15 protein-coding genes and 1 tRNA gene are annotated in these 14,757 nt (G+C 35.8%); 8 read left to right on the top strand and 8 right to left on the bottom strand.

Annotation, left to right across the window (positions count from 1 at the left end; genetic code table 11):
- Positions 1-23: 23 nt before the first annotated feature.
- Positions 24-998: a 3-oxoacyl-[acyl-carrier-protein] synthase III C-terminal domain-containing protein gene (locus WBW42_RS14800; RefSeq protein WP_032004380.1), complete on the bottom strand. Its 975-nt coding sequence runs from the start codon at positions 996-998 to the stop codon at positions 24-26.
- A gap of 220 nt (positions 999-1,218) precedes the next feature.
- Complete coding sequence (greB, locus tag WBW42_RS14795; protein ID WP_017480520.1) at positions 1,219-1,689, bottom strand: transcription elongation factor GreB; 471 nt, start codon at positions 1,687-1,689, stop codon at positions 1,219-1,221.
- A gap of 352 nt (positions 1,690-2,041) precedes the next feature.
- Here greB and WBW42_RS14790 point away from each other — a divergent pair.
- Both WBW42_RS14790 and WBW42_RS14785 read left to right on the top strand, forming a co-directional pair.
- Positions 2,042-2,131, top strand: a tRNA-Ser gene (locus tag WBW42_RS14790).
- Positions 2,132-2,299: 168 nt separating this feature from the next.
- Entirely contained in the window at positions 2,300-3,514 is a 1,215-nt protein-coding gene (locus WBW42_RS14785; protein WP_000235462.1) for a tyrosine-type recombinase/integrase, read from the top strand.
- A 55-nt stretch (positions 3,515-3,569) separates the two neighbouring features.
- On the opposite strand, the gene WBW42_RS14780 is transcribed toward WBW42_RS14785, so the two are convergent.
- Entirely contained in the window at positions 3,570-3,836 is a 267-nt protein-coding gene (locus WBW42_RS14780) for a helix-turn-helix transcriptional regulator (protein WP_000572501.1), read from the bottom strand.
- Positions 3,837-4,013: 177 nt separating this feature from the next.
- Here WBW42_RS14780 and WBW42_RS14775 point away from each other — a divergent pair, with 177 nt between their 5' ends.
- On the top strand, positions 4,014-4,934 hold the full coding sequence (locus WBW42_RS14775) for a hypothetical protein (RefSeq protein ID WP_000022452.1): 921 nt from the start codon (positions 4,014-4,016) through the stop codon (positions 4,932-4,934).
- A 31-nt stretch (positions 4,935-4,965) separates the two neighbouring features.
- Here WBW42_RS14775 and WBW42_RS14770 read toward each other — a convergent pair whose 3' ends face one another.
- Positions 4,966-5,703, bottom strand: a complete 738-nt coding sequence (locus WBW42_RS14770) for a hypothetical protein (protein ID WP_000101621.1) — start codon at positions 5,701-5,703, stop codon at positions 4,966-4,968.
- A 184-nt stretch (positions 5,704-5,887) separates the two neighbouring features.
- Between WBW42_RS14770 and WBW42_RS14765 the strand changes: the two genes are divergently transcribed.
- Positions 5,888-7,615, top strand: a complete 1,728-nt coding sequence (locus tag WBW42_RS14765) for a hypothetical protein (RefSeq protein ID WP_000344079.1) — start codon at positions 5,888-5,890, stop codon at positions 7,613-7,615.
- 596 nt (positions 7,616-8,211) lie between these two features.
- Positions 8,212-8,940, top strand: a complete 729-nt coding sequence (locus WBW42_RS14760) for a YagK/YfjJ domain-containing protein (protein ID WP_002041114.1) — start codon at positions 8,212-8,214, stop codon at positions 8,938-8,940.
- Positions 8,941-8,997: 57 nt separating this feature from the next.
- On the opposite strand, the gene WBW42_RS14755 is transcribed toward WBW42_RS14760, so the two are convergent.
- From WBW42_RS14755 to WBW42_RS14740, 4 genes are read right to left on the bottom strand one after another with little or no spacing between them, the layout of a single operon-like run.
- A complete protein-coding gene (locus WBW42_RS14755; RefSeq protein ID WP_000838342.1) occupies positions 8,998-9,651 on the bottom strand; it encodes a hypothetical protein in 654 nt (217 codons plus the stop codon).
- A 12-nt stretch (positions 9,652-9,663) separates the two neighbouring features.
- The gene (locus WBW42_RS14750) at positions 9,664-9,891 is read right to left on the bottom strand and encodes a hypothetical protein (protein WP_001087629.1); all 228 of its coding nucleotides are present in this window, start codon (positions 9,889-9,891) and stop codon (positions 9,664-9,666) included.
- Entirely contained in the window at positions 9,881-10,021 is a 141-nt protein-coding gene (locus WBW42_RS14745) for a hypothetical protein (RefSeq protein WP_001259410.1), read from the bottom strand. Before WBW42_RS14745 ends, WBW42_RS14750 begins: the two co-directional genes overlap by 11 nt.
- A 2-nt stretch (positions 10,022-10,023) precedes the next feature.
- Positions 10,024-10,278 (bottom strand): hypothetical protein, encoded by a 255-nt coding sequence (locus tag WBW42_RS14740; RefSeq protein ID WP_000701730.1) that lies wholly within the window; start codon positions 10,276-10,278, stop codon positions 10,024-10,026.
- A gap of 604 nt (positions 10,279-10,882) precedes the next feature.
- Here WBW42_RS14740 and WBW42_RS14735 point away from each other — a divergent pair.
- From WBW42_RS14735 to WBW42_RS14725, 3 genes are all read left to right on the top strand, one after another.
- Positions 10,883-13,030 carry a glycine zipper family protein gene (locus WBW42_RS14735; protein WP_001009680.1) on the top strand — a complete coding sequence of 716 codons (2,148 nt, stop codon included), beginning with the start codon at positions 10,883-10,885 and terminating at the stop codon, positions 13,028-13,030.
- A 215-nt stretch (positions 13,031-13,245) separates the two neighbouring features.
- Entirely contained in the window at positions 13,246-13,533 is a 288-nt protein-coding gene (locus WBW42_RS14730; RefSeq protein WP_000058781.1) for a hypothetical protein, read from the top strand.
- Between the two features lie 58 nt (positions 13,534-13,591).
- Positions 13,592-14,635, top strand: coding sequence for a DUF932 domain-containing protein (locus WBW42_RS14725; RefSeq protein ID WP_000951122.1), 1,044 nt, complete (start codon positions 13,592-13,594; stop codon positions 14,633-14,635).
- The last annotated feature ends 122 nt before the right edge of the window (positions 14,636-14,757 follow it).

The following is a 14,757-nucleotide window of genomic DNA, read 5'->3' as shown; positions in this document are numbered from 1 at the left end:
ATATTTTTATAAGTTATTTTTCATTAAATCTTCCATAACATTACACCGGTCTGATAACCTGCTCCTAAAGACCAAAAAACAATAATATCGCCTTTATTTATAAGTGATTTTTCTAAACGTTTTTTATAGGCAATAAAAAAACTACTTACTCCTGTATACCCATATTGATCTCCAATATATTCAATTTTTTCAGTAGGTATATTGATTTTATCCTGAAGAATGTCAATATTAGATTTTGTAAATTGAGATAATAAAAAACAAGATATGTCTTCAATTTTTAAATTATTTTTCTTTAATAACTTTTCTAACGCGTCCGCAGCAAATTCCACGCTTTCTAAACCAGTAAATGGTGCCCAATGAATTTTTTGTTCCTTACTATGGTAATTCGTTAAACCATGAGGAGGAAAAACAATAGTTTTACAAAAACTACTATCTGTCTGATACATCCTGTCAATAATGCCTGAATCACCAGTATTTTTTTCAAGTATTATGGCTGCTGCTGCATCTCCTACAATTGTTGAAGGAATTGGTTGCTTTTCATCTCCGAGCATTGTTAGATGGTCAGATCCAATCACTAGTGCACGTTTGTAGCTCTCTTTAGACGCTAGTAAAACTGATGCCTGTTCAAGGGCAACAAACATTCCTAAACAATTAGCATTTATATCAAAGCATATACAGTCAGTTTTAATATTTAGTTCTGAATGAATAAGTAAAGCATTAGTTGGAGATAGATATTGTAATGTTGTAGAGGAAAAGATAATAATATCAATACTATCATGTGAAATATTATAATTTTTTAATAATTTTTTTGAAGCATGAATTGCCATTGAGAGAGCATTTTCTTCCTCATCAATAATTACATGCCTTTTATTTCTACCTACTTTTTCAAAAATTCTATTTAAACTGTCTTTATCTTCAAATTTATTTAAATAGTAATCATTATTTCTAATTGTTTCTGGATGATAGGTTGATATAGCAGAAATTTTTATACCTTTCATAGTTAAATAATCTCTTTATTATAAAAATAAAATTTTGTTTGGTTTTTAATCTATTATCGATGGCATTTTATTTATTTTTTTAATTTTAATTTTTATGTTTTTTATTTTTATACATGAGCTTATATAGGTGTATATTAAAAATCAATGAGCTATATTGATTTTCAATGACAATATAATTCAATATTATATTTCACTTAATTATATTGTAATAAAAATTAAATTATTGATAAGAGATGTTTGTTATATACCAAATCATTTTACCCTTAGGAGTTTGAACTTGTATTTCATCATCTATACTTTTACCTAAACAAGCTTTTGCCATAGGCGATTGCAAAGAAATATAATCCTTACGACCGTAAATTTCTTCATCGCCGACTATGCGAAATTTAATAGCTTCGCCTTCGTCATTTTCTAACTCAACCCATGCTCCAAAGTATGCTTTTCCGTCTTGTTCAGGGCTATATTCAACTTTATGTGCGACTTCAAATAGTTTGGTTAGGTATCTAATTCTACGATCAATTTCACGTAGTTTTCTTTTGTTGTAGTGATAGTCTGCATTTTCTGAGCGATCACCAAGACTGGCTGCCCATGACACAATTTTAGTAATCTCTGGACGTTCTTTTCTTACAAGATCATTTAACTCATCTTGTAATCGTTGATAACCTTCAGCCGTTAATAGTTTGCGATTCATCATATGGCCAAAACTTCTTTCATATAGATAGTTTCGTTAGAAACTACATCAGGAATTAAAACTTATCAGTAAGTGCAAAGGGCAGAATACCCTGAGTAAAGCGTAAAGCTTCTTATCTGTGTGAATATGTTATCAAAAAGATAGACGAATATCATTTAGTTATGCCAAGAGTGTTCTGCTGTCAAAGATAGCTAAGAATCTCAAAAGAGAGTTTTGTTTAAGATGAAAAGTAGCAATAAGTAGATAAAAACTAAAAATTTAAGGTTTTTTGTTTTTATTTTGAGCATTTAGATGAAAACTTAAGTAAAAAGATTTGCCAACTTCAATTTTTATTTATATTATAGCGCTCGTTGGAAGCGTGGCAGAGCGGTTTAATGCACCGGTCTTGAAAACCGACGAGGGTGTGAGTCCTCCGTGAGTTCGAATCTCACCGCTTCCGCCAAATTCAAGTTTCTGACACTGTTTAACACTATATAAGTTTATGATTTATAAGGTTAAAGTTGGAAATATACGATATGACAAGCCGTGACGCACTACGCCAATCGGTAGTTATAAAGTAGTAAAAAATGCAGTAAGATTATTTCTTACTGCATTTTTTTATGTCTGAATTATGGCGACTCGTGGAATCAATAAGCTTAGTGCTTTACAAGTTAAAAAAGCTAAACCTGATCCTGACAAGATGTATAAGCTGTCTGATGGGGGAAACCTGTACCTGCGTATTGATCAGAGTGGTAGCAAGTACTGGATATTCAATTACACACGTCCATTTTTAGCCAAACGTAATGATTTATCTTTAGGTACTTATCCTGAAGTTTCACTGGATGATGCTCGCACTATTCGTGATGAATATAAGAAGCTCATTAAGCAGGGCATCGATCCAGCAATGGAGCGGATTGAAACCAAGTCCCAGAAACAGAAAGAAGCAGAAAATACCTTTCGTATTGTTGCTGAAGCATGGCTATATAAACGTGAGCTAGAGCAAAAACAGGATGAAGAGACGATCCGTCGTTTAAAGCACGATGTCTATCCCTATATTGGTGATTTAACCTTTCCACAGCTTACCTTGGAAATTCTTGAGATTAAGGTCTTTAAGCGCATTATTGAACGTGGTGCATTGTCAGTTGCCAAACGCCTAAAATCGGACTTGAACCAGATATTTAAGTCAGCACGTAAAAAGAAGCTGATTCAATACAATCCTATTGAGGATATTGAACTGCCCAAACCACAGGGTGGGAACTTTGCAGCCGTGACAGAGGAGCAGGAACTAGCTCCAATGCTCAATAAAATTTGGAACTACTCCAAACTTTATCCACGTTGTTCACATATCACACAAGTGGCGTTAAAAATCTCCGTGTTGACCTTTCAGCGACCTGGGGAGATACGCAAGCTGAAAAAGGAGTATTTCTATTGTGAAGAAAGATGCTTTAAATTTACAGCTAGTAAAACCAAGCAGCTTCATATTGTACCATTGTCAGATCAGGCCTTTGACTTAATTGATTCAATTATTGATCTGCACCCATACAGTGAATACATTTTCGTGGGTCGGGATGGTAAAACTTTTATTTCTGATAATACGATTAACTCAGCGTTAAAACGCTTGGGCTATGCTGGGAAGCAAACGGCACATGGATTACGTGCAACCGCACGAACCATGTTGGATGAAATATTAGAACAACGTGTAGACTTTATTGAGCATCAATTGGCACATAAAGTAAAAGATAATAATGGTACAGCCTACAATCGAACCAAATTTTTAAACAATCGTCGGGAGATGATGCAGGAGTGGGCGAATTACCTAGAATCATTGCTGGATCAGCAACAGTAAAAAGATGAAAATCCAATGATAAAAAAATAGCCTGTCAAACGACAGGCTATTTAATTTATGCTGCTTTAAGCTCTTTGAGTTCAAGCCATTCAATAATCTGGCTTTCAGCCCATGTGGGCATACTTGCTGTTAAATAGGTAGGTTCAGGAAAATCACCCCGACGAATCATTTTCCAGAAGGTGGATTCTGCAATATTCAATATCCCTTTGGTTGCAGGCTTATAAGATAGCTTTCGTCTGCGACCACCACGATCTACATAGTCCTTGGCAGGGCGTTCAGGGTAGTTGACTAAGTCTTTGACACGATAATGCTGTTCTATCATTTTCCACCTCTAGGATTTTATACACATAAATATTAACAGTATGAAAGTATTGATATTGAACATTGCATACTTTCATATGGCTCATGATAGACAGTGGTATACAGTGATAAAAGAACAGTGCATAATTATAAAAAAACATTACTATTATACATTGTTAACATATTGGAATATAAAAATATGTCTATTATAAAATTTGAAGACTTAAATGAATTGGAACAGGAGTTCATTGATTGTCTGTTTACTTATTATGAATCCAGTTTTTTACAAAATGAGGCATGTGGAAATATAAAAACAGCTGATGAGCCAGAAAAAAGAATCATCGTTGCTGAGTTAAGCGATATACAGCGAAAGGTGCTGAACGAGCGACTACACCTCAATGATTTAATTCTGAAAGAAATAAATGAATTTCATCAACTGATTTTAGGTGAGAATACTGTCATTTCACCTATGCAGATAGTAGTACTATTGGAACAGCTAAATGCATTAAAAGACGAGTTTGATACGCTTTCAAATACAATTCAAAAAAAACGTTATAGTGTCATTTTACAGGCTTATCAGGCTCTGGATGAAAATATTTGCACCCAACGCAATTTAAAGATTTTGAAACGAATGAGAGGTATTCGGGCAGTCAAAGTTCGTAATGATAAGAATGTATACCCACGGCATCAAATTCTGTATCGGGTTTTAAGGGATGAAGCTCATAAAAATGGTCGGTGGGAGAATTTATCACAGGCGGTAAAATCAATTTTGCCAATACTTAGACTTGAATATCAAAAAAATAATCTGGTCTGGATTCAGAATGAAATAGATTCTAAGCTGGCATTGATTGAAGAATTGGAAAAGGGACGACTCATTAATTCCCATAATAAACAGAATGAAAATTATCATGGAAAGGTTTATCAGAATCGTAAATATCAGAACAGGATCGACAAACTTCAGTTAGAAATAAACGAATTAATCATTGCTCAGAAGTCAACTGACCCTGCTTTGCTGCTGGGGAAAAAAATACCCTATAACACCATTTATAATGATGAAAGTATTCTTCACCACTTAAGGGATTGTACTGAACTGTTACAGGATATTCTTATTCAAAAGTGATAAGAAGTACTCATAAAAAACAATCATCAGCTTATTCATTACCAAAAGTATCAGAAGCAATTTGATCAACGGATAGGTGCCTGATTTGCTCTAGCTGAATATTTTTCTGTATTTCCTTTAAAAACTGGAGTTTTAATTTCTGAATTTCACTGGCGTCCTGAAGGGGGCTATTGGTTAATTCATTAATGGTAATTTTACTGTTGATTAATTCATTAATGAGATACTTCTGGATGACTTCATCCTGTTTGCGTACCTGAAGCTGTTTAATATAAAGCATTTTATCAAGGGCTTTGATGCGTTGGTTCAATTCCTCAATAATCATGTCTTTTTCATTTAATTTTTGCTTATAGGGTGGAGGGAGCGTTTGCTTTGCCTCATACGTATTCATCAGGAATTCTAGACACTCTGCCTCAGTTTTAAGTTTGAGCTTTTCAGTCAATGCCTCCATTTTTTTGGCTGTATGTGAGGTTAGATAAAATTGCTTTCTCACATTCGCATGATTTTTCTTGGAATATTTGAAATTTCTGAATCTATTTTTTAGATCGGAAAAATATTTTTCATTGAGTAAAAGTACCCATTGATTCGTTATTTCTGCTACGAGTAATGGGTGGATCATGGTTTCGATGGGCTGAATTTGCAATCGTCCATCAGGAAGCTGAACTATCTGCAGTAGTGCCTGCTCTTTGTTACATTCGTGCTCTAAAAACAAGGATTTTAATGTCTGATCTTTATCAAGCCATTGTTGCAATGTCAGTTGTTTTCTTGCCATTTTGATGTTCTATGATGTTTGAAATTCTAATATGATTATAGATTTTAATTAAGGTGGAATAAACATTTCTAAATACGTTTAGTAAATGTTTATTTGTTTTAAATTTATTTTATAGTAAATATTTGTGCCTATCTAAAAATAATTCTAAAATTTACTAATAGCAATGTTGAATGAATAAAAATGTATGGATGAAATGACAGAAGAGCATAAGCAGCTCATTTTTAATTTTAATGAGTTATCACCACATAGATTAAGTTCCTACGCTAGACTGGTGCTGATTAAATTTATTAGTCTCTTTGGTACACAAAAAACCAACGATTCATTGTTGGAATTGTCTGAAAAGATAGGTGTGCAACATAAAAAATTAAAACTGGTATTGGAGGAGTTATCAGGCTTTGAGATATTGGAGTTTTCATATCCAGAAACAGGTCGGCGGGCAAGAGTTAGAACAATACAGCTGAATTTAGATTATTTAAATCTGCTATTGAGTAAAGTTAATCAACATGAAACATCCCATCATAGGTATGTCCGCCTTAAGAGAGCGATTAAGCAGTTTGACCTTTTAATGCTTATTTTAATCAAATTATCTCAAGTCAGAGTGACCACTAAAAAGTTTGATTTACTACCCGAACAAAAACTGGATTTTAGGGTATTGTTGACATTATCAAACTTGACTCGCTCATGTGATGCTTATGGGGTGATACGTAATATAGGTACAACACAACTGGTTGCTAAAACAGGGTTAAATAAGCAAGCAATATTTGATTCGATCTACTTTTTGAAAAAGATAGGTCTGCTTCGGGTACATGTGCATGGGACGATCAATAACAAATTTATAAAAAATATAACGCCAACCTACGTGTTGAATTTATCTCATACCTTTTGGGGTAATCATGCTCGGTATGGTCGGTTTTATATATTGGAAGCGAGTGAAAGACATCATTTTGAAATAAAAATGATTGCTGATATTTTTACGGTAATTTCTGAGCAGGTGCAGCCGTTGGATTCTGACAACTCACGCGATCTCAATCACCTTACGACATTGGTTCTTAAGGGGCTTGATTCAGATAAAATCAACATTATTTCTGGAACAATGATTGAGCGTATCCAGTCTTCATCACAAGTTCAGGAGACGATTTCTAGTTTCATTAAAGAATGTCTAATTCATTATTTGCAATTACAACAATGCCATCAGGAACAAGGAGATTTGACAGTATTTGCAAAAGTGTTCAAACAAGCATTAATCAATAAAAAGAAGCAACATATCAAGTTGAATGATTTGGATTCAAATTTGACAATGATGCAATGCTATTTTGAATCATGGTGTTGCAGACTGCTTGATCAGCGGGGTTTACGTCAGCATATCTTACAAGGTTCACTGTTATATGGTGTAGATATTTTAAATCGGACTACAATTGAAAAAGATATTTATCCTTTTGTCTTTCAAGAAAAATACCGTTTGGAATTGATTACAAATCCTGACTTAATCAGAAACAGCGATCCAGATGCGGACATCCAAATACAGATTCAGAAGCTAGAGAAACAGGAGCAACGGTTCATCCTAGAATTCTTATTATTTTGTTTGAATTTGATTGCCAAAAATCAGATTTTACCATTTTTAAAAAGTACGCGAAGACTCAGTCATGTAGCAGGCAAGTTTTTTCAAATTATACCAAAAGTCGAGTCGCAGAAAATGTATAGTTGTATCTATGTGCCCGATTCAACACTCACTAAAGATGAGTTTTTTCTGATCGATATCCCTCATCCAATTCGTGGGAAAGAGGAGGAATATTCGAACGAAGACTATTTGCTGAAATTCATTGAACCTAGTGTTGATGACATGAAAAAATATGGATTGCTGGATCAGTTTTATACAGGAGGAACTGAATTGCTGAATAAAAAAGTAGCGTAAGTTTAGCTTCTGTAATATTCCCATAATTTGGTTATTCTCGCTGTATGGCGCAGTGGTGTAATGGTCAGTCTAGACAGGTTTGCTTAACAGGTAATATATATTATTATCTATTAATAATATAAACAATAACTTATATCGTTGATTAAATACAGTGAGTTATTTAGTTAAGTATAGCCCATACTCAAATGGGTTATAGACAATGTATCAATATCAAATCACTAAAAGCATTCTAAATTAACCCTATAGTATGTTCCAAAGTCTCTAAGCATGTTCAGCTAAGCAGGATGACCACAACATCCTGCTTTAGAATCATGATCAGTAAAATTTTACATCTCTCACTTAGATATGAACCTTATGTTTCAGTGAGAACCTAAATGTACCAGAATAATCCATTAGAAAGTGAATCATCCATTCTTATCTCAATCGAAGATTTTATGGTTAGTACATGCCATGAGCAATTTGTTGATGATCATGAAGAATTCAAGCGAGAGCTGTTGGATGCTGTGTGTGCTTTTAAGGTGATTTACAGAGAAGATTTTACTTATTCCAGAATCATTAATGTTTTCAAAAGAGTGATTAATCTCGTAGATTACATTATGGATAAATTGGACTCCCATCTTTATGAAGATATTTTACGATTTGAACTAAACCACATCTTCCATATTCAAGGCATAATTCAACATGAGATGAAAAATACAATACGAGAACAATTCGATTTTCAGCGTCAAGAACAACGTAATCGCTTTAAACTGGAATGCTACCTAAATAAACTGCTTACACACTATGCTAGATTACAGTTTGTTCGAGTAGATATCTCTATTCTTAAAGAATATCAAATCCATTGGGGTATTCAAGACTTTAAGTATGCATTGGATATTCTATGTAATCGTATGTCAAATAAAGATACCTGTTTTAAGCACTTACAAGGTTATGTATGGGCATTAGAGCAGGGTGTAGAAAAAGGCTATCACTGCCATTTATTACTCATCTATGATGGGAATAGTCGTATAGAGGATTCAGGTTTAGCAAAACTGGTGGCTGAGTATTGGAAGCACATCACCAATCAACAGGGTACTCACTACAACTGTAATACCAAAGACAACAAGGAAAAATTTGATAAAAATGGATTGCTTGGGGTTGGAATGATTCATCGTGATCAACCAATACAAGTTACAAATGCGATTCGTGCAGCGATGTACTTGGTCAATCCTGAAAAAGAAGATCAGCGCTTACGGGCTAAAACCTCTCCACAGATGCGGACTTTTGGTACAGGTCAGTTTGAAGTAAAATGGCGCAGAGATATTGAACAAAATGAGTCATTATGATATTAAAAATAGAGAACACGACTATCAGATGTATTCTCTATCTTGTACAGTTTGACATCAAAAAGACAAACTTACATTTCCTTGATCGGTGATTAATTCAGCTTCAAGCACCTGATCACCACGGCATTTCAATAAGTACGATACTGTAGAGCTATAGCTCATTTGCACAGGCATCTTGCTATGAAAGTCAGCGGTGTAATAACCACAACGACCACGATTAATTTTCATGCCTTGTAGAACAAAAGGCTGATTGCTGGTCGATTGAATTTCAAGAATATATTCAATTGCCCCTTGTACATTAAAAGCAGATTGAGATTCTCTAGCACTAATGCGAGCCTTAACATTTAGATCGCTAACTTGTGCAGATTCATTCTCAAGCGGAATGTCAGCAGCTTCCTGAGTGTTGTTTGGATTAAGGTCAGTTTCCATCATGGCTTTCAGCACATCAGGATACTTATTCCATCCACTGATATAAGACTCCGCTTCCTTGACCTCAGCAGGTAAATAGACATGACCATTGTCAATAATCATCTGCATTTCATTGAGTTTAGCTTTAACTGCTTCCTCGGTATAAGGAGCATAGATTGATTGAGTATGCTGAGCAGCATTATTGGTAGGCTCACCTGAAGTATCAGTTTTTGGTGGTTGATTGTTCTGGCTACATGCCATTAACAGGGAACACAAGGCAATGGTGGAAAATAATGATTTCATGATTGCACTCCCTTATAATTTAGGACGAATAACAACAAACCAGACGAATAGTAGAATCAAAATTCCACCAACAATTTTACCGATTACAGGAAACATCACCGCAGGCCACACTAAGCCTTGCCCTAAATTGTAGGTAAATGGCTTATAGTTATACTGCCCCCAGAAATGTTGATAGATGGCAAAAAAGAATCCAATGACCAGATAAGTGCTGATCAGTCCAGCTTTAAGATTAGAATTCATTTACTTCCCCCCCAGTTGCAAATTTTGCCAATGCAATAAAAATTCCCATCACGATCATGAAGCTAATGAAGGGTAGACCCAGTACACAAATCACAGCGATGACGCAGATAATGCCTGCAAGTGTTCTCATGGCTACTCCTTCATACACTGATAGGACACATTGACCATATCCATCTGGAAGGATTCAGTTTGTTGTAAGGTGTAGATATTTTCTTTCAGTCCACCCTCACCATATTTCTTTTCAAGTTTGTCGTAGATGCATGAACAAGTGCTGTCATTAATGCCGCCTGTTTTACAACCACTGATAAACTGGCGTTCGGTTTTGCTGGCACAGCCTGATGCTAGAAGTGCAACTGAGACAACAATGAGTGAAGTTTGAATTTTCATCATTTCCCCTAATTTTTATTGTGTTATTTGATGTGTAATATATTTTGCTGAATTGACTAAAGTGTAGATCTGAAAAAGCTTTCCAAGGCTAGATAGCGTTTAGATCAGTCAAATAAGCAAAAAATTTTGAAAGTTGCTATTGCAACAGAGGAATAGAAAATCGTTTTAGGGAAAATAATATAGATAGAAAGTGCTGAGTCATGGTGACTACTCCTTTTGTATGAAAGAGAGTCTTACCAAATTACTGTCAAATAATGGTGGCAAGACTGGGCGGGTTGACAGACTGATACAAAAGGAAATCAGCGCACGCAAGCGTGCCCCTCCCAGTCTCACCGTAAAGGCGTGACTTAAGAGAACGCACAAAACCATCACAGCGTTGTTGTGCGCCTTTTGTAAACGGTCTGTCAAAACCGACTGACGATGTAGGTCAGCAGTCGAATGATAAAATTAAGGGTGAGTTTAGTCAATCGAGGTTATGAAAATATATAAATAAATCAATAATTTTATTATTTTTAATACACTAGTACTTTTTCAATTTTAAGTAATATAATTCTGGTGTCTAAAATAGTAAATTATCTGAAAATTCAAAAAATTAGGGGGATATATGAATTTTAAATTACTTAAAGTACGACTAGATAGAATTAAAACTCAAAAACATACACTTACTCCAGAAGATATGTTGATGTTAGTTACTCAAGAAAAAGCTGATCTTAATTCGGGGTTTTTCTCTCGCTTATTTAGTGTGACTATTCCACAAAAATGGGAATTTTCTATCAATTCATCTGAGGAAATTGGCGTTGCTTTAGAATTGGTTGAATTGATTGAAACAGTATTTATCCCTCACTATCAGGGGCATGCAAAAAATTATGCTTGGTTAGAGCAATGTATTTTATTCAAACTCAAGCATCAAGCGTCGATGAATATTTCTGAATTAGTCAGTCGGTATTTATCGAAGATTGAAAAAAGTGAACATTTACAGATTAGTCGAGAGATCTTAAAAATTTTATTTGAGCGTGAGCCTAGCAATGCTGTCATTAAAGCACAGGCGATAGTGTACAAACGTAGTCAAATCTATACTAGCGCTATAGAAAAGTTTGAGTACTATTTTGAGCATTGTTCTTATCAAGAAACATTATATTTTGATTATCTTGAATGTTTAATAATGCGGAAGAATGTTATCTATAATCAGGAAAAAGGAGAGTTTGGTGATTTGCAATATGCTGTATATTTACTTTGCTCTATAGACGATGCGAAAGATAGAGCATTACAAGGGAATCTACTCAATCGTGCTATAACAGCCCTTTTACCAGAAGACGTTATTGCAACTCGTCCTGAAGATACGAATTTCTTAGCTGACATGGGACGTGGGCTAAATAGTTTTAGTAAGGGAGTTGGTACATTTTTTGGAGGGCGTGATTCGCAGATTCCATATAGTGAAGGAATTATTGCGAGTGCACCAAAACTTTTGAAAAATAAAAAAATTGTTGAGTGTCTTAACCAAAATCAAAAAGCACAAAAAGAGCTAGAAAAAATATTATCTGATCAAGGGCTAAAGGTGGGTGTGGGCTTAACGGCATCCGCATATTCTTTAGGATTAATTTGGGATTATGCACATATTGATCCATCTGTATTAGATGCATTGAGCTTTGCATCAAAAGGAAATCCTGAAAACTTAAATACTTTACAAGACATTTCAGCGAATACACTAGATAGTGCAGGAGCAGTGACTCGTTTAACTGGTTATGTTGCTGAACAACAGGTTGCACTGAATTTACAACAACAAGGACATACAGTTGAATTTCCCGATAGCGCAAACCAAGCTGGTTATGATTTGATTGTTGATGGCACACCGATGCAAGTTAAGTGCTCAATGGATGCTGATTATGTATTAAGTCATTTTGATAAGTATCCAGATATTCCAGTGATTGTGAACAGTGAACTTGCAGAGCAGCTAGGTAATCATCCGATGGTGTTAGTGGATACCACTTTAAGCTATGAAGCTGTTCAGGAAACTACTGGTGTAGGACTAGAGCAAGTTTCAGATTTTGCGGATGTAGGAGATATGCTACCAATCCCACTATTAACGATTGGTTTAGCGGCATATCGTAATTATGGTGATTTTAATTCAGGTAAAGTGGATGGCGAGCAATACTTAAAAAATGTTGGCAAAGAAACTGCTGCAATTGCTGGAGGTGCAATGACAGGGTCAATGCTACTCGGCGCATTAGCAGGTCTTGCTACAGGTGGTGTTGGAGTCATTGTTGCGAGTGGTATTGGTGCATATATGGGAGGGGTTGCTGGTTCTACAGGTGCAAATAGTATGAATCGAGAAGCCTTGTGTAATCAGAGAGATATCGTAGTGAAATTACTCATTGAATTCGCAGCGTGGTTCAATGAAAATTTATTGGTTCATCGAACAAATGTGCTATTCAAACAGCTACAAAGTTTTGAAACTCATATGTTGAATAATGCTGATCGTATTATTACTTTTAGTACTTTATTGATCTATCAACATGAAGCTTATATGCGTGCCTATCATCTGAACCAATGGATATTACATAAGTTGCAAAAAGGTAATGAAATGGAAAAGGTTCAAGCTGGTTGGGTGGCTATTGATGAGTCAAGTAATTTTATATCAGTTGATCTACAGCCAAAAATTAATGAAATTAATCGTCAATTAGAGATTTATAGGGAACTTGCCAAACCTGATTCAGCACAGCCTAATCGTACTCATCAGCTTAAACCTGCTTGAGTGTTGGAATAATATTGATAGTTGTATTTGAAATAAAAAATTGGAGAGATTATTTACTAATTGAATTAGTAAATTAAAAGTTATTCCAAATAATTTCAGACACATAATATCCTAATGAGAATCATGAAACTCTTTTGAGTTCTTCATGAAAATATGAAAACAAAGTCTGCCATCGAGCAGGCTTTTTTTATGCACAAAATTTAAGGAGTCGAGCTATGAGCTTGAGCTGTCCCTTTTGCCATTCAACGAATGTGATATTGGTTGAAGCAAGTACACAACAATCAAATACGACCTTAACCAATTTGGTCACACCGACCACATTGGGTGCATTGGGAACCACGGTCGCAAAGTCTTTCAATCTGCCACCGATTGTCGGTGGAATAGCAGGAACGGTACTCGGCAGTGTGTTGAATTCATTTACCGAACAAAGCACACCACCACAGCAGAATTTATGCTTCTGCCACAACTGCTACCAAAAGTTTCCAGCGCACCTTTTGCATTAAAGATCGTTAGTAACCACACAAATTCAAATTTCATTTTCAAATTAAAAGGAATAAAACTATGGCACATCAACTTGAACAAATGGCGTATGTCGGAGAAACCCCTTGGCACGGACTAGGGAATCAACTGACACAAAACCAACCGATTGAAGTCTGGGCACAGCAGGCAGGTATGGATTGGCGGATTGAATCTTCTAATGTCAGTTATATGGCGCAGAATGACCGTGGGCAAAGCATCATCATGCCTTATGAAGAACAACGAGTTTTATATCGCTCTGATACCCATGCTCCACTGTCAGTCGTCAGTCAACGCTTTCAGGAAGTGCAACCGAGAGAGATTTTAGAATTCTATCGTGACCTCACCGAGCAATCAGGTTTTGAACTTGAAACCGCAGGTGTACTCAAAGGTGGCAAGAAATTCTGGGCACTAGCACGTACAGGGCAAACATCCATGTTGAAGGGCAAAGATGTCAGTAATGGCTATATGCTCTTGGCAACAGCATGTGACGGAACCCTTGCCACCACCGCACAATTTACCTCGATCCGAGTAGTGTGCAACAATACTTTAGCGATTGCCTTAAAAGGACAGAACAGCAGTGCAGGTGTGGTCAAAGTTCCACACAGTACTAAATTTGATGCTGATAAGGTCAAACAGCAACTCGGTATTTCAGTACGTGCATGGGATGAACACATGTATGAAATGAAGCAACTGACACAACGTAAAGTGAGTCAGATGGAAGCATCCGCTTACTTTGATGCCGTGTTCAATAACAGCACAATGAACAACGTGGTGGATCAGGAGGACAACATCATCCAGTTCTACCGTGATGTAGCCTTACAAGCCCAAGCCAATGGCAAGGACAAAGCTGAACCAAATGCCAAATCGATGAGTCGAGCTATGGAAATGTTTAATGGTCAAGGACGAGGTGCGGAGCTAAGTTCAGCCAAAGGAACAGCCTATGGATTACTGTGTTCAATCACAGAATTTATAGACCACGAACGTCGTGCCATGAGTACCGATCACCGGCTTGATTCAGCTTGGTTTGGTGCTGGCGCATCGATCAAACAACGAGGATTGGAACAGGCACTTAACATGCTTGCATAGTGCGGAATATACATTTTTCAATCATGGAAAGTTAGACCTAACTAAGCATTTTTAAATGGAATTTCGAATTTTAAAAATTATTAAAACCATAGCTTCGGCTGTGGTTTTTTTATGCCCATTTT

Source organism: Acinetobacter sp. LT1 (assembly GCF_059800965.1).
Note: the sequence above shows the minus strand (reverse complement) of the source record. Positions and strands in the feature narration are given on the sequence as shown.

Excerpts from the sequence above, each read along its gene's own strand:
- WBW42_RS14740 (WP_000701730.1), bottom strand. The coding sequence starts at position 10,278 with ATGAAAATTCAAACTTCACTCATTGTTGTCTCAGTTGCACTTCTAGCA.
- WBW42_RS14765 (WP_000344079.1), top strand. The coding sequence starts at position 5,888 with ATGGATGAAATGACAGAAGAGCATAAGCAGCTCATTTTTAATTTTAAT.
- WBW42_RS14755 (WP_000838342.1), bottom strand. The coding sequence starts at position 9,651 with ATGAAATCATTATTTTCCACCATTGCCTTGTGTTCCCTGTTAATGGCA.
- WBW42_RS14800 (WP_032004380.1), bottom strand. The coding sequence starts at position 998 with ATGAAAGGTATAAAAATTTCTGCTATATCAACCTATCATCCAGAAACA.
- greB (WP_017480520.1), bottom strand. The coding sequence starts at position 1,689 with ATGAATCGCAAACTATTAACGGCTGAAGGTTATCAACGATTACAAGAT.
- WBW42_RS14770 (WP_000101621.1), bottom strand. The coding sequence starts at position 5,703 with ATGGCAAGAAAACAACTGACATTGCAACAATGGCTTGATAAAGATCAG.
- WBW42_RS14785 (WP_000235462.1), top strand. The coding sequence starts at position 2,300 with ATGGCGACTCGTGGAATCAATAAGCTTAGTGCTTTACAAGTTAAAAAA.
- WBW42_RS14745 (WP_001259410.1), bottom strand. The coding sequence starts at position 10,021 with ATGAGAACACTTGCAGGCATTATCTGCGTCATCGCTGTGATTTGTGTA.
- WBW42_RS14735 (WP_001009680.1), top strand. The coding sequence starts at position 10,883 with ATGAATTTTAAATTACTTAAAGTACGACTAGATAGAATTAAAACTCAA.
- WBW42_RS14780 (WP_000572501.1), bottom strand. The coding sequence starts at position 3,836 with ATGATAGAACAGCATTATCGTGTCAAAGACTTAGTCAACTACCCTGAA.
- WBW42_RS14725 (WP_000951122.1), top strand. The coding sequence starts at position 13,592 with ATGGCACATCAACTTGAACAAATGGCGTATGTCGGAGAAACCCCTTGG.
- WBW42_RS14760 (WP_002041114.1), top strand. The coding sequence starts at position 8,212 with ATGGATAAATTGGACTCCCATCTTTATGAAGATATTTTACGATTTGAA.
- WBW42_RS14750 (WP_001087629.1), bottom strand. The coding sequence starts at position 9,891 with ATGAATTCTAATCTTAAAGCTGGACTGATCAGCACTTATCTGGTCATT.
- WBW42_RS14730 (WP_000058781.1), top strand. The coding sequence starts at position 13,246 with ATGAGCTTGAGCTGTCCCTTTTGCCATTCAACGAATGTGATATTGGTT.
- WBW42_RS14775 (WP_000022452.1), top strand. The coding sequence starts at position 4,014 with ATGTCTATTATAAAATTTGAAGACTTAAATGAATTGGAACAGGAGTTC.